General features: G+C 39.5%; 17 protein-coding genes. 9 read left to right on the top strand and 8 right to left on the bottom strand.

Translation table 11 applies throughout. The annotated features are described in order from the left end of the window. The first annotated feature begins 3 nt into the window (after positions 1–3). Positions 4–1368: an alpha/beta hydrolase family protein gene (locus tag CLV99_RS18365; RefSeq protein WP_133585971.1), complete on the top strand. Its 1365-nt coding sequence runs from the start codon at positions 4–6 to the stop codon at positions 1366–1368. Positions 1369–1398: 30 nt separating this feature from the next. Here the strand turns inward: CLV99_RS18365 and CLV99_RS18360 are convergent, their stop codons facing one another. After that, the gene (locus tag CLV99_RS18360) at positions 1399–2109 is read right to left on the bottom strand and encodes an SDR family NAD(P)-dependent oxidoreductase (protein WP_133585970.1); all 711 of its coding nucleotides are present in this window, start codon (positions 2107–2109) and stop codon (positions 1399–1401) included. Continuing rightward, positions 2109–3041: a lysylphosphatidylglycerol synthase transmembrane domain-containing protein gene (locus CLV99_RS18355; protein WP_133585969.1), complete on the bottom strand. Its 933-nt coding sequence runs from the start codon at positions 3039–3041 to the stop codon at positions 2109–2111. Before CLV99_RS18355 ends, CLV99_RS18360 begins: the two co-directional genes overlap by 1 nt. A 427-nt stretch (positions 3042–3468) precedes the next feature. Between CLV99_RS18355 and CLV99_RS18350 the strand changes: the two genes are divergently transcribed. After that, positions 3469–4044, top strand: coding sequence for a hypothetical protein (locus CLV99_RS18350; protein WP_133585968.1), 576 nt, complete (start codon positions 3469–3471; stop codon positions 4042–4044). Positions 4045–4106: 62 nt separating this feature from the next. Here the strand turns inward: CLV99_RS18350 and CLV99_RS18345 are convergent, their stop codons facing one another. Then, positions 4107–5279: a trans-sulfuration enzyme family protein gene (locus CLV99_RS18345; protein ID WP_133585967.1), complete on the bottom strand. Its 1173-nt coding sequence runs from the start codon at positions 5277–5279 to the stop codon at positions 4107–4109. Between the two features lie 84 nt (positions 5280–5363). Further along, positions 5364–6854 (bottom strand): catalase, encoded by a 1491-nt coding sequence (locus CLV99_RS18340; RefSeq protein WP_133585966.1) that lies wholly within the window; start codon positions 6852–6854, stop codon positions 5364–5366. Between the two features lie 215 nt (positions 6855–7069). Between CLV99_RS18340 and CLV99_RS18335 the strand changes: the two genes are divergently transcribed. From CLV99_RS18335 to CLV99_RS18320, 4 genes are all read left to right on the top strand, one after another. Then, a complete protein-coding gene (locus tag CLV99_RS18335) occupies positions 7070–8953 on the top strand; it encodes an alpha-L-fucosidase (RefSeq protein WP_246032801.1) in 1884 nt (627 codons plus the stop codon). Further along, positions 8953–11283 (top strand): glycoside hydrolase family 95 protein, encoded by a 2331-nt coding sequence (locus CLV99_RS18330; protein ID WP_133585965.1) that lies wholly within the window; start codon positions 8953–8955, stop codon positions 11281–11283. The genes CLV99_RS18335 and CLV99_RS18330 overlap by 1 nt, the downstream gene beginning before the upstream one ends. 97 nt (positions 11284–11380) lie before the next feature. Continuing rightward, entirely contained in the window at positions 11381–12871 is a 1491-nt protein-coding gene (locus CLV99_RS18325; RefSeq protein ID WP_133585964.1) for a hypothetical protein, read from the top strand. Positions 12872–12936: 65 nt separating this feature from the next. Next, positions 12937–14406: a TPM domain-containing protein gene (locus CLV99_RS18320; protein WP_133585963.1), complete on the top strand. Its 1470-nt coding sequence runs from the start codon at positions 12937–12939 to the stop codon at positions 14404–14406. Positions 14407–14425: 19 nt separating this feature from the next. Here CLV99_RS18320 and CLV99_RS18315 read toward each other — a convergent pair whose 3' ends face one another. After that, on the bottom strand, positions 14426–16864 hold the full coding sequence (locus CLV99_RS18315; protein ID WP_133585962.1) for a toxin-antitoxin system YwqK family antitoxin: 2439 nt from the start codon (positions 16862–16864) through the stop codon (positions 14426–14428). Positions 16865–17001: 137 nt separating this feature from the next. On the opposite strand from CLV99_RS18315, the gene CLV99_RS18310 reads away from it, so the two are divergent. Beyond that, positions 17002–18084, top strand: a complete 1083-nt coding sequence (locus CLV99_RS18310) for a hypothetical protein (RefSeq protein ID WP_133585961.1) — start codon at positions 17002–17004, stop codon at positions 18082–18084. On the opposite strand, the gene CLV99_RS18305 is transcribed toward CLV99_RS18310, so the two are convergent. The 3 genes from CLV99_RS18305 to CLV99_RS18295 form a co-directional block, all read right to left on the bottom strand. Then, entirely contained in the window at positions 18077–18403 is a 327-nt protein-coding gene (locus tag CLV99_RS18305) for a c-type cytochrome (RefSeq protein ID WP_133585960.1), read from the bottom strand. The two genes, CLV99_RS18310 and CLV99_RS18305, sit on opposite strands and share 8 nt — an antisense overlap. Before the next feature lie 67 nt (positions 18404–18470). Beyond that, positions 18471–19487: an asparaginase gene (locus tag CLV99_RS18300; RefSeq protein WP_133585959.1), complete on the bottom strand. Its 1017-nt coding sequence runs from the start codon at positions 19485–19487 to the stop codon at positions 18471–18473. Between the two features lie 7 nt (positions 19488–19494). Continuing rightward, positions 19495–20274 (bottom strand): TatD family hydrolase, encoded by a 780-nt coding sequence (locus tag CLV99_RS18295; protein WP_133585958.1) that lies wholly within the window; start codon positions 20272–20274, stop codon positions 19495–19497. A gap of 331 nt (positions 20275–20605) precedes the next feature. Here CLV99_RS18295 and CLV99_RS18290 point away from each other — a divergent pair, with 331 nt between their 5' ends. Beyond that, positions 20606–21199 (top strand): RNA polymerase sigma factor, encoded by a 594-nt coding sequence (locus tag CLV99_RS18290; protein WP_162850157.1) that lies wholly within the window; start codon positions 20606–20608, stop codon positions 21197–21199. Between the two features lie 85 nt (positions 21200–21284). Then, on the top strand, positions 21285–22445 hold the full coding sequence (locus CLV99_RS18285) for a FecR family protein (RefSeq protein WP_133585956.1): 1161 nt from the start codon (positions 21285–21287) through the stop codon (positions 22443–22445). Positions 22446–22499 lie beyond the last annotated feature (54 nt).

The raw sequence follows: 22499 nt of genomic DNA, 5'->3' as shown, positions 1-22499 counted from the left end.
GTAATGAGAGGAGTAGTTTTTTTGTTTTTCGCATTGATCCAGTCGTGCATTGGTTTTTCACAACCTTATGAAGGTCTATGGCAAGGAGATTTGAGGTATGGCAGCGCTAGTTTACCCTTTGTTCTAAAGCTAGAGCAAATTGATGGGCAGTGGAACGTTACGGCAGATAGTCCCAAACAAGGAGTAAAAGGAATACCTGGAAAAGTAAGTTTTAAAGGAGATTCTCTTTTTGTTCAGTTGCAGGGAGGGATACGAATATCGGGTGATTTGTCTGGTATTGACACGATAAAAACTACGTTTGTACAAAATGGGGTCGAACTACCACTCGTTTTATTAAGGCAGACTGGAATGCGGGGAGAACCATTCCGGCTAAATAGGCCGCAAACGCCACGGCCCCCCTATGGGTACGATACGGTAGATGTTAAGTTTACTAATGATTATGATAATATAGTCCTAGCTGGTACGATGACTTACCCTAGAAAGGCGGGACGTTATCCTGCTGTTGTATTATTGACAGGGTCTGGAGCACAAAATAGGAACGAAGAACTATTTGGACATCAGATTTTCAAAGTATTGGCAGATTACTTAACAAAGCAGGGGATCGTTGTATTACGATATGATGACCGGGGTACTGGTGAGAGTGGGGGGAGATTTGAAGCAAGTACAATAGAGAATTTTAGTAAAGATGCTATCGCGGCTATTGCGTTTTTGAAGAAGCAAAAACAGGTGGATGCCAAAAAAATAGGAATAATTGGTCATAGTGAAGGTGGATTAATTGCCGAATTGTTAGCGGGACAGAAATTGCCTCATTTATCCTATATTGTTTCATTGGCGGGACCAGCCATCGCTATCGATAAGCTTATGGTGGAACAGTTATACGCAATAGGCAAAGCGGGGGGAATGAATGACCTTAATCTGGAGATAGCGAAACAGATTAACATCAAGAACTTTGCTGTAATAAAGAGTAATGCAACTACAGCTGAAGCTTATAGAGCCCTATTGAATAATGTAGGTGTTTCTGTTGAGGATAAGGGAAATACAGAATTGAGGGGTGAGCTAATGACTATGTTGACACCCGCTTATCGTTATTTCATTCGTATAGAGCCAGAAGCGTATTTGTCTAAGATTACAATTCCGGTTTTTGCAGCGTTTGGCTCGTTGGATGTTCAAGTGCCTGCTACCCCAAATCTGAAGAGTTTGGTGGCTCTTTTGCCAAAAAACAAAAATAGTGTTCTAAAGGAGTATGAGGGGGTGAACCACTTGTTCCAGCGGGCCAAGACAGGACAGGTGGCAGAGTATTCACAAATAGAAGAAACGATGAGTCCTCAGGTGTTGAAGGATATCGGCGATTGGATAAAAGGACTGTAAAAAATAAAAGAGCATGACGCTCTTTTATTTTTATGGTGTAGTGTTGGCTACCGGAAGTATTTTTCCGTTGTAATATTTGGCTCCATTTTGCGCAAAATCTGCAATATAACGCCCCATTTCAAAAGCTAAGGTTCCAGCCTGCATGCCTGGAAATGCGGTTTCAAACATTTCTGTCTGAGCGGATCCCAATGCTAAGCAGTTGACATTTATTTTTTTGTCTTTAAACTCCTCAGCGAGACATTCGGTCAATACAGCGAGTGCTGCTTTGCTGCTCGAGTAAGCGCTCAATCCGGGAAATTTAGATGCACCCTGCACTCCACCCATGCTACTTATATTGACAATGTGGCCTCCCTCGGTCATTAGTGGCACGATGTGTTTAATCATGTTGACATGCCCGAGTAAGTTACTTTGTAACATCTGCGCGAAATCATCAGTCGATGTCTCTAGGAATGGCTTGTTTATTAGTGCTCCAGCATTATTTATGAGTATATCTACCTTATCAAACTTTGAACTGATAAATGGTATTAAAGATTCTGTGTAATTGTCATATACAATGTCAAATTGGGCAGGATAGAGTGTTCCTCCATCATGATTCAAAGAAGAAGCAATCTCATGTAGCTTGCGTAGTTTGTCTGCCGACCGAGCTAAAGCAATTACATTGTTGTCTTTGTTTGCTGTGAGGTCTAGTACAGCTTCAAATCCGATACCGCTGCTTGCCCCTGTAATAATAATATTTGCCATTATATATTGTTTTCTTCTAGTGTCTCTTTATCGATTTCTTTTTCTACTTCGGCTGCTGACGGCAATCGGTCTGCACCTAGACGCTGAGGCCTAAAGATATAATAAATGCCCGAACAAGCAACTAGAAGTGATATGATATAAAAAAACAAGCTGACCAAAACAGCTGTGTGTTCATCAATTTGAAAATAATTAGCTCCATATATCATGACCAGTTCACGTAATCCTACGCCACCTCCGATTGAGGGAACAATCGCTACTAAAGAAGAAACTAAAAAGATGAGGAGATAGGGCGAAAATTTCTCGTCAAAATTGAGGGAATACAAAATCAATATCGCGGTAATGACCTGAAACCCTTGCACTGCTAGTGCTTTAATATGGGTACTGATGAATTTTTTAGAAAACCCACGAAACAGAAGATGTAAGAAAAAGTAATAGGTGGCTGTTCCAATAACAGCTACTGAGATCGGGAGAATATTAGGGATGGCTAGTCTCGGCATGAAAATGACCAAGGCGCATATAATAATGGCAAGTGCCCAGAGTCCGCTAAGGCGGTCAAAGAAAACGGCGCTCAGTACTTTTCGTCCTGATATGTCATGGTTTTTCTTTAAAAAGTATATTTTATATCCATCCCCTCCAATACCTCCGGGGAGGAAAAAATTATAAAGCAATCCTAATTGGTAGAGTCTTAGATTGTAGCGTTCGCTAAGCCTTAAATTAATGGCTTTGAAAAAAGAGTTTAATCTCGAAGAGGCAATCAGTATGGATAGGGTGTAACTGCATAAAGCTAGGAATAAGAAGCCCCAATTGCAGTCAATAAGTGCATTTTTTAAATCATCAAAGTCGATTTTTTGTGCTACCCAGTATAGCGCACCAACTGTTACGATAACTTTGAATATATTCTTTACAACATTTAGTGTTGTCTTGTTGCTCATACTGATTTTACTTTTTGTAGCTTACAAAAGTACATATCCTATTCATTATATCAGGGGATAAATTCTTGAATATAACAAAATAAGGTATATAACGAAGAATAGGCAGGAGAGCGAAAATAACCAATTGATATCGCTATGTGCGAATTTGTGTTTTAAGGTCAGGAACATTAAGACAAAGACGATTATGAAAAGGAGAAAAGGAAAGACTAAAGACCAGAGATTCTCAAAATGTAAGGTGGTCGATAATTGGTCTCCTTTTGCAAAATATAGGTAAACTGAAAAAGCTAGGATAATAACGAGTACACGTATTAAAGTTTTAGCTATAATTTTACTTATGGTATGATTTTTGGATGCCATCGCTAATTAAGATATCAATGTTTTATATCTTTGCAAAGATACATCATAGATTATTTAAAGTAATTATATTATGCGTAAACGTATTCTTTCCCTCCTTTCACTTTTTACAGTGATTATGTTGGTAACATCATGTGGAGCTCAAAAAAAAGGAGCATCTGGTGCCAATAATGGTTCTTCATCTACTTCTGTAACAGGTCCATCCGCTTCGCAATGGCGTTCGGGTGTCAAAGGGACATGGGTTTTAAATTCGGTGACTCGTCAAGACATCCCTGATGCATATACGATCAAAAATATTTTTGATGAGGCTCCTGTCGAGTGTTTTATTGGCAGTGTATGGCATTTGCCAGCTGGAGCAATGAGAAATCAGACGGGTAGTATCACGTTTAACGCATCGGGCAAGCTATGTGCTAATGGTGCAGTGCGTACGATTGTTTGGTCTATCTACGATCCAGGAAAAATGGGAGGAGAACCAGAATTCCAGTTTAAAAAATTATATGCAGGAGATAAAGCTGCTAATGTGAAGAATGGCTATGCATTAGGACTATCTTTCGCGGATCAACAGTCGTTAGTGCTGAAAATGCCTATTCCATTGGATAATGGAGCAAGAGGACATCTTGTTTTTAACTTCTCAAAACAAGCTGACTAAGATAATTGAGATACAGGAGAAGGGGCACTATTTATAAGATGGTGCCCCTTTTTTTCGTTTCATTATTTTGTTGCATTTAGTGCTTGTAGAATATCTTCAAGGATATCTTCTTGATCCTCTAATCCTACAGAGAGCCTTATCGTGCCGGGTCTGATCCCTAGACTTGCCTTCTCTTGGTCGGTCAGTTTGGAGTGCGTTGTAGACCCCGGATGTGTTGCAATCGTCCGTGAATCACCTAAATTGGATGTGTATAATATCATTTCCAGCGCATCAATAAATCTGAAGGCGCGCTCCTGTTCTCCTTTTACTTCAAATGTAATAATCCCCCCACCTGCTTTCATTTGTCTTTTTGCCAATTTATATTGGGGGTGAGATGGAAGAAAGGGATACCGTATGTTGATTATTTCTGGATGGCTTTCCAAAGCTTGGGCGATTGCCAAGGCATTTGAACAATGTCGATCCATTCGCAATCCAAGAGTTTCTAAGCTTTTGGATAATGTCCACGCATTGAATGGGGACATAGCGGGACCGGTATGGCGGATAAAGAACATAAGTTTGTTCATCAATGATCTATTGCCGACAATGACACCTCCTAAAACACGTCCCTGGCCATCCATATACTTTGTGGCTGAATGTATTGACAAATCAAATCCGTATTGTAAAGGCTTTTGGAGGTGGGGGGTCGCGAAACAATTATCGATAGAAAAGATAATATTAGGGTATTTTTTCTTTAGGTTACCGAGTTTTTCTAGATCATACAATTCGAGTCCAGGATTGGACGGCGATTCTAGAAAGACAATTTTTGTGTTGTCTTGTATGGCTTTCTCCCATTCCGAAATTTCAGGACTATTGACATATGTGGTGCTTACTCCCCATCGGGGAAGTAATTGGGTTAAAAGTTGATGAGTGGAACCGAAAATAGCACGACTAGCTACGATGTGATCTCCATTTTCGACGAAGGCTGCAAATGAAGCGAATACAGCAGCCATGCCTGAGGAAAAAGCGAGACCGGACTCTGCAGACTCCAATGTACATACTCTATTTACAAATTCTGATGTATTAGGATTAGCGTAACGTGAGTAGATCATTCCTTCTTCTTCATCAGCAAATATCGCCCGTCCCTGTTCAGCACTATTAAATATAAAACTGGAGGTTAAGTACAGTGGTACGGAATGTTCTCTTGTTGTAGAACGTGGAGCCTGTTCTCTGATTATTCGGGATTGATCTTTTTTCATCAAATTTTATTTTTTTATAAAAATAGAATCTATTTACTTCTTATACAAAAAAAAGCTACCAAATTGGTAGCTTTTTTTCATCTCTTATTTTGGCATGTATTCGCCGAGTTTATCCATGGAGAAACCGAGGCCTTTTGCTACCCCCATTCCCAGGTTCATATCAGCTCTAAACCAATGGCACAGTTGACGCATGACTATTTCATCACGCTTAGGACCTTCTATTCCCGACATTGCACCAACGATGTTTGCTACAAGATGATTTTTTTGTTCATTATCTAACAATCTGTATAGATCTCCCGGTTGCGTGTAGTGATCATCATCATTTGCATTTCTATCGTAATGGTCTGCTATCGCACTATCTAAGAGTAGGGCAGGTTCTGCATATTCGGTGGCCTCTCTGCTCTCGTCAAAAGAATTTGGAAAGTAGTTGGGGGTGGAACCTCCGTTGCCATCCACGCGCATGTAGCCATCTCTTTGATAATTATTGACCATGAACGGACACCTATTCACCGGTATTTGTTCAAAATTTGCGCCCAATCGGTAACGGTGCGCATCAGGATAAGATAGGATACGACCTTGCAGCATCTTGTCCGGAGAAAAAGAAATACCGTCAACGACATGGGCCGGAGCAAAGGCCGCTTGTTCTACATGAGCAAAATAATTATCCGGATTTTCGTTGAGTTCTAAGACTCCGACTTCGATCAGAGGATAGTCCTTTTGAGACCACACCTTTGTAAGGTCGAATGGATTCCATTTGAATGTTTTTGTTTGTTCATCGGTCATGACCTGGATATAGAGTTTCCATTTTGGAAAATCTCCATTTTCAATGGAGGTATAAAGGTCGCGTTGCGCATAGTCCATATCTTTGGCCCGCATTTGATCGGCTTCATCTGCAGTGAGGTTCTTGATCCCCTGTTGTGTTCGGAAATGAAATTTTACAAAGACTTTTTCGTTGTTGGCATTGATCATGGAAAATGTGTGTGAGCCATACCCATGCATATGACGGAAGCCGTAAGGTGTCCCTCTATCTGACATGAGTATAGTAACCTGATGCAGTGATTCTGGATTCAGTGACCAAAAGTCCCACATCATAGTTGCTGATTTACAGTTTGTGTAGGGATCCCTTTTTTGGGTATGGATAAAATCAGGAAATTTGCGGGGATCTTTGATGAAAAAAACTGGTGTATTGTTGCCTACTAAATCATAATTACCATCTTCCGTGTAAAATTTTAATGCAAAACCTCTCGGGTCTCTTTCCGAATCTGCTGAACCTCGTTCACCTCCCACGGTAGAGAATCTTAGAAAGACACGGGTCTCTTTGCCAATTTGGTTGAGAAATTTCGCCTTGGTGTATTTTGAAATATCATGTGTCACGGTAAATGTACCATAAGCACCTGAGCCTTTCGCATGAACTATACGTTCGGGAATGCGTTCGCGATTGAAATGGGCTAATTTCTCATGAAGAAAGAAGTCCTGTAACAAAATTGGACCTCTAGGGCCAGCAGTCATCGAATCCTGATAAAATGGCACCGGATTGCCTGACGCCGTAGTAATTTTTTTCTTATTCTCTTCCATAGCTGTTTGTGTTATATATATAAAATGTTTTTACTCCTGTTTTGTTTTCCAAAAATATACGAAAATAATGGCTAATGCGTATCGTAAAAATTGATGTGATATAGTTTTAGGTTATATATATGATATATCTGTATCGATATTTTCTAATGGCACAAGATCCGAAAGAACCGTTTAAATAGCTTATCTTTAAATACGATAGCTTAAACCATTTTATTGTGATACTGAAAAATATACTAAAGTTACTGCTGTGTGCTCCATTGTTATCTTTTGGGCAAGGAGCCCCGGCTCCTTATGGAGCGCTACCTTCACCTAGACAACTGGCTTGGCATGAGATGGAGATGTACTGTCTTATCCATTATACACCCACAACTTTTCAGGATAAGGAATGGGGTTTTGGAGATGCTGATCCCAAAATTTTTAATCCTAGTCATTTTGATGCTAATCAAATTGCCAAAGCAGCTGCATCAGCTGGTTTTAGAGGCTTGATCTCCGTGGCCAAACATCACGACGGATTTTGTCTTTGGCCAACAAAAACGAATAATTACAATATAGCGCAGTCCCTGTGGAAAGAGGGCAAGGGGGACATGGTGAAGGAGTTTATGATGGCGAGTCATGCACAAGGTATGGCATTTGGTGTTTATTTGTCAGCTTGGGATAGAAATGATACGCGATATGGTACCGCAGCCTATGCGGATGCATATAGAGCGCAGTTGACAGAGCTGATGACAGGGTATGGGGAGTTGTTTACATCTTGGCACGATGGTGCTAATGGGGGAGATGGCTACTATGGCGGAAAAAACGAGAAGCGAACGATAGATAGGACGACTTACTATGCTTGGGAGGAGAAGACCTGGCCCATTGTGCGCCGTTATCAACCTAAGGCTATGATTTTTTCGGATATAGGACCTGACATGCGTTGGGTGGGCAATGAGCATGGCTTTGCTGCGGAGACATCCTGGGCAACGATTACACCAAGGACTAAAGATGGTAGCAAGCCTGTCCCTGGGCAGTTAGATGATAGTAACCTTACTACGGGAGATCGGGATGGGAAATTCTGGATTCCAGCCGAATGTGATGTTCCGCAAAGACCGGGATGGTTTTACCACAAAAACCAGGATGGCAAGGTCAAAACCCCTAAGCAATTATTTGAAATATACCTTAAATCGGTAGGAAGGGGAGCTAATATGAATCTCGGACTCGCACCGATGCCGGAAGGTGTTTTACATGATAATGATGTACAATCCTTAGCTGCTTTTGGTCGAAAATTAGAGCGTACTTTTGCAAAAAACCTTGCTGAAGGTGCTGGTGCAACTGTTTCTAGCGTGCGTGGTTCCTCCCGGGAATTTGCCGTGGATAATCTTTTTGATGACGATCGCTATACCTACTATGCTCCTGAGGAAGGTGTATTTAATCCTGTGATTGAAATTTCGTTGCCGGAGAGGGTAACATTCGATATCATTCGTTTGCGGGAGAATATTAAGCTTGGTCAACGTTTGGATAGTGTTGTGGTTTCGGTTTTCAATGGGAGTACTTGGCAACGATTAGCTTCAGCAACTAGTATTGGGGCCAATAGACTTATCAAATTAGATCAACCCATTGAGACGTCTAAACTAAAAATACAACTCTTTGCTCCAGTTGTACCGACACTGAGTGATATTGGTCTTTTTAAGGAATATGAAGAGTCTTTTAGTTTCGAGCAAGCTGCTACGGATTTAAATAAATTAGGTAACTCTGCCTATACACTTTTATCGCGCACTTTTCAAAAAGCTTTTGATGGAGATACGGATAGCTTCGCATCTTTAAGTACGGTCAAGAGTGAAGTAATATTGCAATTGAATGAAACGATTCGTGCGTTAGGGTATGTACCTCGACAAGATGGCGAAAAGGAAGGAATGGTGACTAAGTATACTATATACCAGAGCCAAGATGGTAAAAAGTGGCAATTGATAAAAGAGGGAGAATTCTCGAATATTAAATCCAACCCCACAGAGCAGATTATTACGTTTGATACTTTACAACCTGGTTCATACCTGAAATTTGTGCCGAAGGAAACAATTAATAGAACGTTCACCGTGGCAGAATTTAATCTATATCTATAATGAAGAAGAGTTGTGTACTAGTTGCAGTTTTATGCACCTTGTCTATGGTCTATGGGCAAGATCTTAAAATGTGGTATGACAAACCTGCTGCCAAGTGGGAAGAGGCTCTACCTTTGGGAAATGGTCGTATTGGAATGATGCCTTATGGTGGTGTCAAGGATGAGCAAATCGTTCTTAACGAAATATCCATGTGGTCTGGTTCGCCACAGGACCCTAATAACTACGATGCTTACAAAAGTGTCGGGCAGATTCAGCAGTTGTTGTTTGAAGGAAAAAACAATGAGGCTGAAAAATTGGTGAATAAGAACTTCGTATGCAATGGTCAAGGTTCAGGTCATGGCAATGGAGCTACCGTTCCTTACGGATGCTTTCAGAATTTTGGTTTTTTGAATTTTCTTCATTTTATAGAAGGAGATTTTTCGAATTATAAACGCAGTTTGGATTTACGGAGTGCAAAAGCCGAAACGAGCTTTGAAGTAAACGGGACCCGTTATTTACGGGAGTATTTCACGTCACAGGACAAGAATGTTGGCGTCGTGAGATTGTCGGCTAGTAAGAAGAAGTCCATAGGTTTTGCGCTTCACTTTTACCGCGACAAAGACGTAAAAGATTATGAGCTACAGCCAGGAGAGATTACCGTTACAGGCCGACTTCCGGATGGTGTAGGAGGAGATGGACTCGAGTTTGTGGGTAAAATTAAGGTAGTAGCCAAAGGGGGAAAGCAGCAGTTGTATGATAATCAGATTATCATCAAAGAGGCGGACGAGGTGTTGATCTATTTTACAGCATCGACTAGTTATTACAGTAAATCACCGGATACCGATGTGTCGATTAACCTCGAGGACGCCGGACAGTGGAGTTACAATAAGCTATTTGCTGAGCATCTGGAGGAGTATCAACGTATTTTTGGACGAGTCGAGTTAACGCTGAAAGATCATGTTTCTAAAGCAAATCTACCCACAGATCAACGGATTAAAAGCTTTTTCGAACATCCTGAAAAAGATAATGCAATGGCAGCGCTCTACTATCAATTTGGACGGTACCTTATGATTTCTAGTACTGCACCAAAATATGAGAAAGCACTTCCACCGAATTTACAGGGACTTTGGGCTCATCAGATTCAGACTCCCTGGAACGGTGATTATCACTTAAACATCAATGCGCAAATGAACCATTGGGGAGTAGAAGTAGGTAATCTTTCGGAATATCATAAGCCTTTTATAGAGCTGATCAAAAGAATTGCTAAGGAAGGTGAAAAGACAGCAAAGGCTTATTACAATGCGCCTGGATGGGTGGTGTATATGATGACCAATATTTGGGGATATTCTGCTCCTGGAGAGAATGCTTCTTGGGGAGCGAGTACGGCCTCTGGGTGGCTATGTAATCATTTGTGGGAACACTATCTTTTTAGTGGGGATGAAGCTTATCTAAGAGAAATATATCCCTTGTTAGCCGGAGCAGCGAAGTTCTATCAAGCGACTTTGGTTAGAGACCCGAAAACAGGATGGTTGGTTACGTCACCGTCGGTCTCTCCGGAGAATGGTTTTAGACTGCCTAACGGTAATACCGCTTCAGTCGTAATGGGTCCCAGCATCGATAATCAAATCGTACGGGAATTATATGGAGCCGTGATTACCGCTGATTCTGTACTAGGTCTTAATGATAGTTTTGCAGGGATATTACGCACAGACCTTAAGCTTATTCCACCGGCTGTGCGTGTCAGTTCGTCAGGTCGCGTTATGGAATGGTTAGAAGATTATAAGGAGATAGAACCTACACATAGGCATGTGTCGCATTTGTATGGTTTGTACCCTGCCGCTTTTATTTCACCAATGACGACACCAGATTGGGCAACAGCAGCAAAAAAAACATTAGAGGTGCGGGGGGATGAAGGTACAGGTTGGTCCAGAGCATGGAAAATCCTCTTTTGGGCGCGACTTCATGATGGTGACCATGCTTTAGAGATTTTAAGACAACTACTCAAGCCAGCGTTCGGTGTAGGTACCACTTATCAGGGAGCTGGTGCAGGTACCTATCCCAATCTTTTTTGTGCACATCCACCTTTTCAGATTGATGGAAATTTTGGAGGCTCGGCAGGTATTTCAGAGATGTTGTTACAGAGTCACGATGGGTATATTCATTTACTTCCAGCCTTACCTACCGCATGGAAAGACGGGCAGGTAAAAGGCCTTCGTGCTCGAGGTAATAGAACGGTCGACATTACCTGGAAAAACGGAAAAGTACATGCTTATAAAATTAACGGAAAAAGAGGTGACAAGGTTCGAGTTGTTATTAATGGTAAGGAGGAAATCTATAGCGTGAAAGGTTAATTTGTTGGTTTAAAATGTTTTATATATATTGCTGCGGTTGGCGAATTGTTAACCGCAGTTTTTTTTAAACTAATTATAACACACAAATACACAGATCATGAATAGTCTATTTTCAAAAAAAGGTAGACTTTCATTTTATGTCATCATTTTATTAGCTATTTATTCCTGCAAAAAAGATGGATCCGTAGATGAAGAAAATGAGAGTTTACAAGCAGTAACCTTTAATATTTCGGGATTTAGTAATGCTGCAACGCCGTTTAAAACAGCATCTAAAGCAAGTTCAAAGGCTTCAAGTAATGTCTCTACTGCACAAAATTATGTAGAGGGGAAGTTGTACTTCTGGTCTTTTAACAGTAAAACACTAGAGCCAGATATTGCTTATCAAGTTGGAGTGAAGCCAAGTATTTCTTTTACAAAAGGAGAGATGCTAAATCAAGTACCAAATGATTTTCCCAATTCAACCTACGCATTTGAGGACTATGCCAGCGGAAGCGCGGTCTCTATTGTCGGAGCAAAAGAAATCTTTTTGAAATTCCACATTGATGGAGTCAGTCAGATTACACAATTCGGATTTGATACAGGAAGTTCAAATACAGGCCCAAAGGACTTCGAATTATACTACAGCTTGGACGAAGGTGTGACTTATGTCGAGCTGTCTAAGAACAATCAATTTGGTGCTAACGGGGGAACGAATAATCCTAAAAATAGTTATATTTATCATTTGTCGGATAAAAACATTAGGGGAGTGCAGCTGTGGTTTAAACTAATTCCTAAAGCTGGTACTAGAGCAGAGGAATCCGTGTTTAATCCAACTTCAGGTGCAATCCGCTTCGATAATATCCGCCTTTTAGGTATGGCTCCATCTTCGCAGGTAGGAAGTCCAATCAATAAGCTTCACTATTTTCTCTTTCATAAGGATAAACCTGAACTAGTTGTTACTGGGGTTGTTGGTTACGACGAGGCTTCTAGTTTGACCCTGAGCCTCGCAAAGGGGAAATACTCGATCTGTTTTGTCGCCAATGAATCTACTAAAGACCTATTGATTCCCGAAAAACCAACCCTATCCAGTTTTTATGTTGGAAATACTTTTGCGAATGCGAGTGCTTCGATCTTTGGTTATGTTGGGGAATTAGAGGTAATAGATGGTACTACGGAAAGTCAGATCAGTTTAAAACGCTTGTTCAGCCAAGTCAAACTTGAGTTTACGGATGCTGTCGATCTATCCGTTATTTCAAAAATTGGGATCAGCCAGCAGCATGATCCATTTTTCTATGCTCCTTTTAATCCCCAATTAGCAAATCCTATTTTGGATCAGACGGATATAGATATCACTGCTGATTTTAATGCTAATAAGCAGTTGATTTTCAACCAGTTTATGGGGGTCAATCCCATCGATATCCCCTTAAAATACACCATAGTTGTGTACAGTTCTACGGGGGTATTACGTACTTTTCAACTAGAAAGTACATTAAAAAACAATATGCAGCTCGTGTTTCGGGGAAATCTGTTAGATCAATCAAGTTCTACGGGTAAGTTTCAGATTTCCAAACAAATGGATTGGGGAGGTCAAAAGGAAGGAGAATTCTAAACATAAAAACATATTTTGAAATCAAAGTTTGTTACTTACTTTTAGGTATCAAACTTTGATTTTAAATGATTAATAGAATATCTATAGCGGCATTGCTTCTTTCTTTTTTATGTTGTACTATGCTTTTAGCGCAGTATACCGTGCAATCTTTACCTAATCCTAAAACGCAAGGGCAGAGCCATTTTGTGAGTAACCCGGATGGTGTATTAGGATATTATACCGTTGCTGAATTGGATGCTATCTCCCAGAGTATTGATAGCTTGACTAAAGCGGAGTATGCTATTGTAGTAGTAGGCGACTATGTCGGAGATAGCGACTTTGAATTTGCTCTTGAGCTTTTTAATAATTGGGGAATAGGTAAAAAAGAGACCAATAATGGCTTGTTACTTTTTATATCCAAAGATAGACGCGAATATAGATTTATATCGGGTTATGGTATGGAAGCGATTTTTCCCGATGCTTATCTCAAACGTGTAGGTGAGACTTATCTAGTTCCTAATTTTAGAAATGGGGATTATGATCAAGGTGTATTGGAAGCCTCGCGCTTTATCGAGAAGATACTGAAATCACCAGACTCTGTGGCCGAGCTAGAGCGTTTGATGCCCGATGCAGCTCCTTTCTGGAGTATGCGTAATCCTGTTCTAGTAAATACCTTGTGGATGTTGGCCTTATTTACAGTGTTATACCTGTATGTCCACTATATTTCTGGACGTATATTAAAAGGCACAAAGAACAAACCGAAGCTTATTGCGCCTATATTCTGGGGAATGGGGTGTATGTTGTTGTTGATGTTTTTAACGCTTTTTATATTTGTTTTCATCTTCAATAATCTTGAGGAGATCTACCAACGGAAGAATTTACCCTATTTTGCTTTTGTTCTCCTAGCTCTGATACTTGCGATGAAAATTACGAACGGAAGGACGAAAATAATCGAGAGTTTTAAAGATGAAGAGGATCTACAGCAAGGCTTAAAAAGTTATGTGAAATATTTATTCATACCTATGTTATTGACACCATTAGCCTGGTTTGATTTGGGAGGAATTTTGAATCGTTTTCGACGTAATGCAGGTCGTTTTACTCCTCCTGATACCAGTGGTAGTTGGGTTAGGATAAATCGAGGAGATGCCAAAGCAAAGCCACAGCAATACCTTGACGCTGGTCAAAAGAAAGAAGAGTCGATCAAGAGCTTGCGTTATGAAATATGGACCAATACCGCTAACAAAGAGGTTCGTCTATTGCCTTGGGATAAAAGTTCGCACTATCGGGACTGTCCGCAATGCCACTATTTTACGTTGGAAGTCAACAAGACGCGGACTATTCGTTCGGCGACTTACTCTTCTTCTGGTGAAGGAGAAAAGTTTGATTCCTGCCAGAACTGTAATTACTTTAAACATATAGGTTTCTTTACTATTGCCATGAAGAGTAGAGAGTCGAGTAGTGGTTCTTCGGGAGGAGGCTCCTCTTCAAGAAGTAGCGGAGGTGGTAGCTTTGGAGGAGGGCGCTCTGGAGGTGGAGGAGCAGGAGGACGATGGTAGTCGTCCCCCTGTTATTGTCTTATTCGAAATTGTTGAGTAAGTTGTGCTCAAATTTTCTGAATACAGCTTTATTGTCTTTGAGAAGCTCTGTAATGCTTTTGAAAACTATTTTTTTCTTGACTTGCCCATTGCCTATCCCTTCGACGAGAATGTTTCCATTGGGCTGAATACTCGGCCGTATACCATAGGAAATTATACCATTTTTGTCAAATTCGACGGTAGTTAGTATATCTTCCATTTTAAAAGGGAAATTTCCACCTATACCGGATTCGAAAGTATATTCCAGATCTTCCGTTTCAAATCTATCTAGAAGGTTGTTGAGTAAGATCCGCATGTCGGTTGTCGTATTTATTGGGAACATTGGATACAACTTCATGATTAAATCGCTGTGATCGATGTCTTCATCCATAAAAGGAACGATGGAGGTAGCGAATGTTTTGATCTGGGTGTCTTTTATGTAATAGAACGTTATTGAATTTGGGCTACCTTCTTTTACTTGTATATCGTCCTGTCCTTTTCTGAAGATCTGCCCCTCTTTATAGAGGTCAGCAACGATACCCTGTTTTGTCGGGTATGCCTTTATCGATACAGGAGAATTTGCGCCGGATATTGATAAGATTTCGTGGTCGAGCTGGAAGGATATACGGGCAAAAAAGTGCATGCCAAATAAATTGACATCAAAATGATTTACCTTTCCATCTGTGTAGTCAATTTGCAATAAACGTTCTCTACCTACGCTTTTATAAAGCGGCCCCGATAGAGGTTTTCCCTCTTTAAATGTCGTTTTTACAGTATAGAGGTAGTGTTCATAGTTCTCTAGCTGCTCTATAAAATCAAACGAATATTTGTATATAAGCACTCCATTTTCGTAATAATCTACTAGAGAGATGTCATCAATTAGGGTATCTAGCTTAAAGAATCCGTTGAAAGGTTTCTGATTTTTGAAATATCCTGTATAGGATGCTTTCGGTTGTTCTTTGATAGTAAAATCGAAATAGGTGATAGATTGAAGTGTGTTGTTTTCAAATTCTTCGACCGACAGGATTCTGTTTTCATCGCGACTATGAAAGGTGCTTCGGGTTTTAACTTGTCCATCTACGTAAGTAAGCTTCAGATTATCCTCCTGTATCGTTCCAGAGATAATCTGACCATTTTTATACAGGCTTTCACCAATGAGACTATCTGCATCATAGGTTTTTCCGTACCCCTCCCGTACGCCATTTTTCATTTCATACTCTTCTTTTAGCTCCTCAAAATATAAGTTACGGTACACACGCTGTATGCCTTCCTGAATGCCATTCCTGTACTGTAGGATTTCGTAAAGATCTGCCTCATTAAAGAAAGTGCCTTCCCATGGTTGGCCATTCTGGTATAGTCCTTCAGCTAGTATCTTCGCACTGTCTTTTTCCTTAAGAGTTTCTGTATCTATTTTTATGCCTTTCTGTAGCTTGAATTCTTTGGTGACTCCCCCCATTTCATCGATAAAGGTTCCATCGTAAGGTTTATTGTCTTTGTATAAGTTCTTTTGAACGGGTATATTGTTTTGATATATATTGACTTCTTGGAGGTCATCCTGTTTAAAAATAGATCGATATACGGTGTCGCCGTTATTGTTGTAGACTGTGGATACTCCATTTCTCTCTCCATTTTTGTAGGGTGTTATTTCTCGAATCTGTGTAGCAATATGGTTTTTGGTATAATATTCTTCTTCTATGTATGATGTGCTTGATGTCTCGCTATCATATTTTCTTTCTGAAATCAACTTGCCTTCCTTACTCCAGGTCTTTTTGTTGACTTCACTTGTGCCGCCATATGGTTTATATACGACTTTGATTTCGCTTGCTTTGTTACCATTCTCCCAAAATACAGTAATGAAGTAAAAGCGTTGTTCTTTACTCTTGGTGACAGGTCCTGTAGGGACAGCAAATGTTTTCTCTATCATTACTCCTTCATCGGAAGGAGTGTATTCATAATAGGATAGAGGTTGGGCGTAATTAAAGTTGCCCGAGAGTTCTTCTGACGGAGATATATATCCTGTTGCAATTACCTTGTTTTGGAGATAGGTTGTAATCTTTTCTTTTTTTCCGTTGGCGGCGTAACTTATCGTTTGCCATAAGCTACCATCCGGATAGTAATAGTTCAGCTCCTTGACTGAACTCTCATTTTTGTATTGACTTAGACTGCTATCAAAACCTTTTTCGTCGTACCAGTAGGTATCTCCAACATGAATTTCAGGATTATCAGTCCTGATATACCCCTGCATCTGTAATTGACCACCTTTGTAGTAGTCTCTTAGTAAAAGTAGCTCTCCTTCCTTTTTTAGTGGAAGAGGGCGATAATATGCATGTTTATCCTTGGTAGTTTCCTGCCAGTCTTCATCAAAGTATAGAGTGTCCTGTGCTTGAGCTATGTGTGCTGTCAGGATGGTTAAAAGTATGAAAGAGATTGCCTTGTACATTGTAATGAAATATTTATTCAAATATGGCGATAAAGCCATTGGGATAATAACATAATTTACAAAGCGATGAATCTGGTTTAAATCCGCAACAGTGATTTTCAAAACTCTTATGTAGATTTGATGAATAGACAAATTGTATGAATAGATTTTTTCTTTTAATTGTTTCCTTGACTTTGTCTTGTCAGAATAAGGGTAAGTCAGAAAAGCTTGTAGGTCAAGAGTCCATAATAATTGATAGTGTTTTTGTGCCTTTGGATACTACAGTGGTAGATTATACCAATGATATTCCAATCACAAAGTCTTTTGTTGTTTCTAGAGATAGTGTCATTGTTAGACAGGCTATGTCTACGCGCTCCAAAGCTATGGAAAAGGCAGGGTACGGAGAGGCTTATGAGGTGATAGGCGAGGAGGGAGATTGGCTAGCTGTATGGAGTAGAGAAAGGTATCCATACGAGGGATTGCATAATGGGGAGCAACGTGTGATTATAGCTAAACGTAAAGTGTTTATTCCAAGATCGGTAATTGGAAAAGTATCGGATCTGAAGTTGTCTAAAGAAGATGCGCTTATTATTAGTTTTCTACAAGTAGGTGAAAAGGAACCGTTATATAACGAACGAGGTTTGGTTTTGAAAGACTTTCTTTCTCTTGAATTGATTACCGAACAGGAGTTTAGACAACAGAAGAAAGGTGCTGTTGAGATGATTGTAAGAGATACCTTAACGCATGTAAAAAAAGAAGGTGTATTGGTTTTACCTGCTACAATAAAGAATTATGTGTTTAAAGATAGTCCTATTGATGCGGAAGAAAATAGAGCAGAATTTGAGTATGTAGGCTATAATCCTTCTTTACAACAGTATATCGTAAATGGAAGTTACTATGAGTCTATAGATTACACGCTCGTGGATATGCATACAGGGGAGCAGACGGTGTCGATGGTTGATTTTCCTCACTTTTCACCGGATGGTAGACATATTATAGCATTGTATACTAATCCTTATGAAGATTGTGTCGATGTTGAGTTGTATCGTATTGTAGATAGAAAGATAACACCAGTGGCAAGTTTTAGTTTTGTGCACTGGATGGCAGGAACAGAGACTAAGGACATTTTTTTTACAAAGGATAATAGTTTGTATTTACCAGTCTTCTATAATAAAACATTCTGGACAGAAGAAGGACAATTGAGTACACCGAAGCAATTTATGCGAATTACTATCAAATAGTTTTCGAATTTGCAATTACATAAGCGCGCACGAGTTTCCCTTCCTCATCGCTGAGCTTGGCCTTTGGAATCATTCTTTTTATGATAGAGTTCCATTTTTCCGCTGTTCGTGTTTCCGGTTGTTTTAGCTTGTGGCAGTTATCACAGCTACTGCTGAAGATCGCTTTTCCTTCCGCAAGTTGGTCTTGATTATACTGTGCCAAAATCTGCTCTCTACTCTCTACTGGAAGCGAGCGAATCACATGGCTCGCTTTTGGGAAGCAGCTCGCCATAGATAATATGGCGAAAGTGCTAAATATGGTAATAATTGTTTTTTGCATTTTATCCCTCTTTTCGTTTAAAACAATTATTTTTCATTTTTTGTTTTATCGGGATAATAAATAATGCTTAATCATTTATTGTCAATTCTCCTCTGATGTCTTTCTCAACCCAATAAGCTACTCGTTCTTGGTCCTCGAATTCGCCCTGTAAATACATCAGTTTTGTAACAGCTGCTTCAAAGGTCATGTCATATCCGTTTAATACGCCGATAGCTTTCAGTCCCTGACTTGTTTCATAGCGTCCAAGTTCTACAGAGCCAACTTTACATTGGGAGATGTTGAGGATGTTTTTACCGCCTTTGATTGCTCCTTCTAATAGGTCTAGAAACCATTGGTCTGTAGTTGTATTACCTGATCCGAATGTTTCCATGACGATGGACCGTACGTTAGAATCTAAAATGGCCTTGATAGTGTCGGGACGTATTCCAGGAAATAGCTTAAGTACACCAACATGATCATCCAGCTTGTGATGTAAGATGAGTTGTTTGTCTGTATTATTTAATAGTGCTTCGAAATTGTACTTAAGGTGTATGCCCGCCTCGACAAGAACGGGGTAATTGGGAGAACGGAACGCTTCAAACTTGGCGGAGTTGTATTTGAAGGCACGATTACCTCTAAAAAGTTTATTGTCAAATAATATACACACTTCTTGTATGACAGATACACCGTTATGTTTAGTTGAGGCAATTTCCAGCGCTGTCATCATATTTTCTCTAGCATCAGTACGGATTTCTCCAATAGGAAGTTGGGATCCAGAAAGAATAACAGGCTTTTGTAAACCCTCAAGTAAGAAACTTAATATAGAAGCACTGAAAGCCATGGTATCGGAACCATGTAGAATTACAAAACCATCATATTTCTCATAGTTATCCTGAATCAATTGTGCCATCTTCAACCAAATCTCTGGATTCATGTTTGATGAATCGATGATCGGATCGAAAGAGTGTACTGTTAACTTATAATCTACACGGCTTAAGTCAGGAAGATTATTCTTGATAAGATCAAAATCGAAGGGGACAAATGTTCCTGATTCGTCCTGAACCATTCCTATGGTTCCGCCCGTATATATAATGAATATATTCATAGTGATATTAGATGCCAAAAATTGATTTAGAATTTAGTGTAGTTATCTGCGCTACTTCTTCTATACTGGTTTGATGGAGATCTGCGACTTTCTCTGCAATGTAATGCAGATAAGAGCTTTCGTTTTCCTTCCCTCGATATGGAGTTGGTGCAAGGTAGGGAGCATCTGTTTCTAGGACGAGATGTTCTAAAGCAATCTCTTTTACCACAGCGTCCAGTCCTGCTTTTTTATAAGTTACTACACCTCCAATTCCTAGCTTGAATCCCAGATCGATTGCCCGATGTGCTTGCTCTAGGTTGCCCGTGAAACAGTGGAATATCCCGAATAACTTATCATCTTGTAGCTCGTCCAAAAGTTCAAATGTTTCATCAAAAGCTTCACGACAGTGAATGTCAATAGGTAGCCCTAGTTGTTTGGCCCAGTTTACTTGTGTGCGAAAGGCGTCTTTTTGCCACTCTAAAGTGCTTTTCTCCCAATATAGATCGATACCTATTTCGCCTATTGCATATATCTTATGTTGAGAAATGGCTTTTTCTATAGCATCCAGTTCCGTCTTGTAATCTTCTTTTACACTGCAGGGGTGGAGTCCTAGCATGGGAAAACAATGCTCGGGATAAGCCTTAACAGTATCCATCACCGCGATTATCGATTCACGATCTACATTGGGTAAGAAAAGACGTGTTATACTATTATCCAAGCATCGTTGGATTTGCTCAACAATCTTTTCTGTATGTATATTATAATAAAAGTGCGTATGCGTATCGGTTAGGATATAGGATGACTGCATGATCAGCTTAATTTTGAATTTTCCAAAAATAGCAAATTGTTAATAATAAGACTAATCTAAGCTTAAAAAACATGATAAATTAAAAAGAAGTGTTCTTTTTTTTTGAAAATGATAAAGTCTTGGGCGATATGCTAATTTAACCGTAATAGTAGCACAGGTTTCCTATTTTGTAAACATTTTTTTTATTAAAGGTGGATGTTGTTTTTATAGGTGGAATAAAGCTATATTTGCTATGCAATTATCTCTGAAAACTAGTGCTTTTTGAAGTATTAAGTGAGATTGACTTTACCTATTTTAAAACTAATTATTCCAATGGATATTCCGAATGAACATGGAGCAGACTGAAATTGAGCGATTCCTGAAAATCGCTGAACAATCTCCTACTAAGGCATTTGATATTGTTTTCGAAAGGTATTGGGAGGGACTTTATAGAGTTGCTTGTAGAAAAGTAAATAGTAGTGAAGTCGCTAAGGATATTGTTCAGGAAGTATTCATCGCTTTTTGGAATTTTTTGCCCAAACTGTCTCAACAAGATAAAATTGAGGCCTATCTTTACAGCGTTTTAAGGAACCAAGTCTTTAAGCTATTTGAAAGAGATGAAGTTAGGCTAAGACATGTAATAAATTGTACCAATTCCATTCCTGTTACGGAGGAAAGTCCTCAGGATAAGCTTTTGACTAAAGAGCTAGAGAATGTTGTGGATGATGAGGTGCAGAATATGCCAGAACGCATGAGACTTATTTATCTGCTTAAAAATAAAGATGGTCTTACTGTCAAGCAAATTTCGGAAGAATTAGGTATTTCTGATCAGACGGTTAAAAATCAACTGTATAGTGCTAACGAAAGGCTTAGGTCTCGTGTTTTGAAGTATGGTATGTTGATGATTGTTACAGGTAATCTTCTCCTTTTGTATCAATCAAATTAATTTTTTTATTATTTATATAGTACTTCCTTGTTAGTTATCGTATATACTATTAAAGGCAGTTCTATTGAACTGTTTAGTATTGATAATGAATAACCAAGAAGAGCTAAGACGATTAATAGCGCGTTATAATAACAACGAGGCTACCGAAGAGGAAAGATTAGTGCTTGAGCACTGGTATTCGACCATAGACATGGTGGGCGATACTGGTGAAGCGCAAATCGATCACGTCGGTGAAGAGTTACGTTTGCGTATAGAACGGGATATATCGGAGCTTTCTATCAGAAATAAACCTAAAAAAAGTCTTTTTAAAAATTGGATGTTTAATGTTGCTGCTTTATTGCTTATGGCGATTACATTCTCTGTATGGAAATTAGATTTCACAAAAAGGAGTGATTTGTCTTCAGTGGAGACCTCAATTTATCCAGGTGGATATAAGGCAACACTTGAGCTTGAGGGAGGGGATGTGGTGGAACTTGAATCGGATCAGCATGGGATTCGAACAGGAGAAAAATTGTCGTATTTTGATGGATCGCCTGTGAAAGGGTTAGAGAAAGAGATACTAGGCTCTTCGGAAAAAGCTCCAGTATATGTTCTGAAAACACCTAAAGGAGGGACATACCAGATTAGTCTTCCGGATGGAAGTCAGGTCTGGCTTAATGCTGGCTCTTCATTACGCTATCCTGCGAAGTTCGAGTCTGATCGGAGGTGTGTCGAATTGGAAGGGGAAGGGTATTTTGAAATTAAGGAAGCGTTGAGTGGAAAAGTTAAAAAGAAATTTATTGTAAAAAGTAAGCACCAAGAAATAGAGGTCTTAGGAACCAAATTTAATGTGCAGGCTTATTCGGAAGATTTAAAGATTACCACTACTCTGCTTGAAGGAAGTGTCAAAGTTTCTTTGTTAGATAAAAAAAATCATGATAGCTCAGTGTTTCTAAAGCCTGGTTACCAATCTACATTTGATGGAGAGAAATTTAGGTTGCTCAAATCTGTGAATGTAGAAGAGGCAATCGCTTGGAAAAACGGCCTGTTTGTCTTCAAAGAGGCTTCGCTTCAGACTGTGATGAAACAAATAGAACGATGGTATGATATTGAGGTAGAATATAGGGGCGGTTTTTCTGATGAGTTGTTTAATGGCAAAGTCCATAGAGATACCAAACTAACCGAGCTATTGGAAATTCTTTCTTTTTCTAAAGTTGATATTAAAATCGACGGTAGGAAAGTAATTATTGGTTCAAAAAATGAATAAAACTAAGATTACATGATAATCTAAATGTGAAAAATATGATTAAATAAAGAATTT

Source organism: Sphingobacterium yanglingense (assembly GCF_004363245.1).
Classification (GTDB): domain Bacteria; phylum Bacteroidota; class Bacteroidia; order Sphingobacteriales; family Sphingobacteriaceae; genus Sphingobacterium; species Sphingobacterium yanglingense.
This window is presented reverse-complemented; position numbering and strand designations above follow the sequence as displayed.

Coding starts and splice junctions, on each gene's coding strand:
- CLV99_RS18310 (WP_133585961.1), top strand. CDS start 17,002: ATGAATAGATTTTTTCTTTTAATTGTTTCCTTGACTTTGTCTTGTCAG.
- CLV99_RS18330 (WP_133585965.1), top strand. CDS start 8,953: ATGAAGAAGAGTTGTGTACTAGTTGCAGTTTTATGCACCTTGTCTATG.
- CLV99_RS18350 (WP_133585968.1), top strand. CDS start 3,469: ATGCGTAAACGTATTCTTTCCCTCCTTTCACTTTTTACAGTGATTATG.
- CLV99_RS18300 (WP_133585959.1), bottom strand. CDS start 19,487: ATGAATATATTCATTATATATACGGGCGGAACCATAGGAATGGTTCAG.
- CLV99_RS18295 (WP_133585958.1), bottom strand. CDS start 20,274: ATGCAGTCATCCTATATCCTAACCGATACGCATACGCACTTTTATTAT.
- CLV99_RS18355 (WP_133585969.1), bottom strand. CDS start 3,041: ATGAGCAACAAGACAACACTAAATGTTGTAAAGAATATATTCAAAGTT.
- CLV99_RS18315 (WP_133585962.1), bottom strand. CDS start 16,864: ATGTACAAGGCAATCTCTTTCATACTTTTAACCATCCTGACAGCACAC.
- CLV99_RS18365 (WP_133585971.1), top strand. CDS start 4: ATGAGAGGAGTAGTTTTTTTGTTTTTCGCATTGATCCAGTCGTGCATT.
- CLV99_RS18325 (WP_133585964.1), top strand. CDS start 11,381: ATGAATAGTCTATTTTCAAAAAAAGGTAGACTTTCATTTTATGTCATC.
- CLV99_RS18345 (WP_133585967.1), bottom strand. CDS start 5,279: ATGAAAAAAGATCAATCCCGAATAATCAGAGAACAGGCTCCACGTTCT.
- CLV99_RS18340 (WP_133585966.1), bottom strand. CDS start 6,854: ATGGAAGAGAATAAGAAAAAAATTACTACGGCGTCAGGCAATCCGGTG.
- CLV99_RS18290 (WP_162850157.1), top strand. CDS start 20,606: ATGGAGCAGACTGAAATTGAGCGATTCCTGAAAATCGCTGAACAATCT.
- CLV99_RS18305 (WP_133585960.1), bottom strand. CDS start 18,403: ATGCAAAAAACAATTATTACCATATTTAGCACTTTCGCCATATTATCT.
- CLV99_RS18360 (WP_133585970.1), bottom strand. CDS start 2,109: ATGGCAAATATTATTATTACAGGGGCAAGCAGCGGTATCGGATTTGAA.
- CLV99_RS18285 (WP_133585956.1), top strand. CDS start 21,285: ATGAATAACCAAGAAGAGCTAAGACGATTAATAGCGCGTTATAATAAC.
- CLV99_RS18320 (WP_133585963.1), top strand. CDS start 12,937: ATGATTAATAGAATATCTATAGCGGCATTGCTTCTTTCTTTTTTATGT.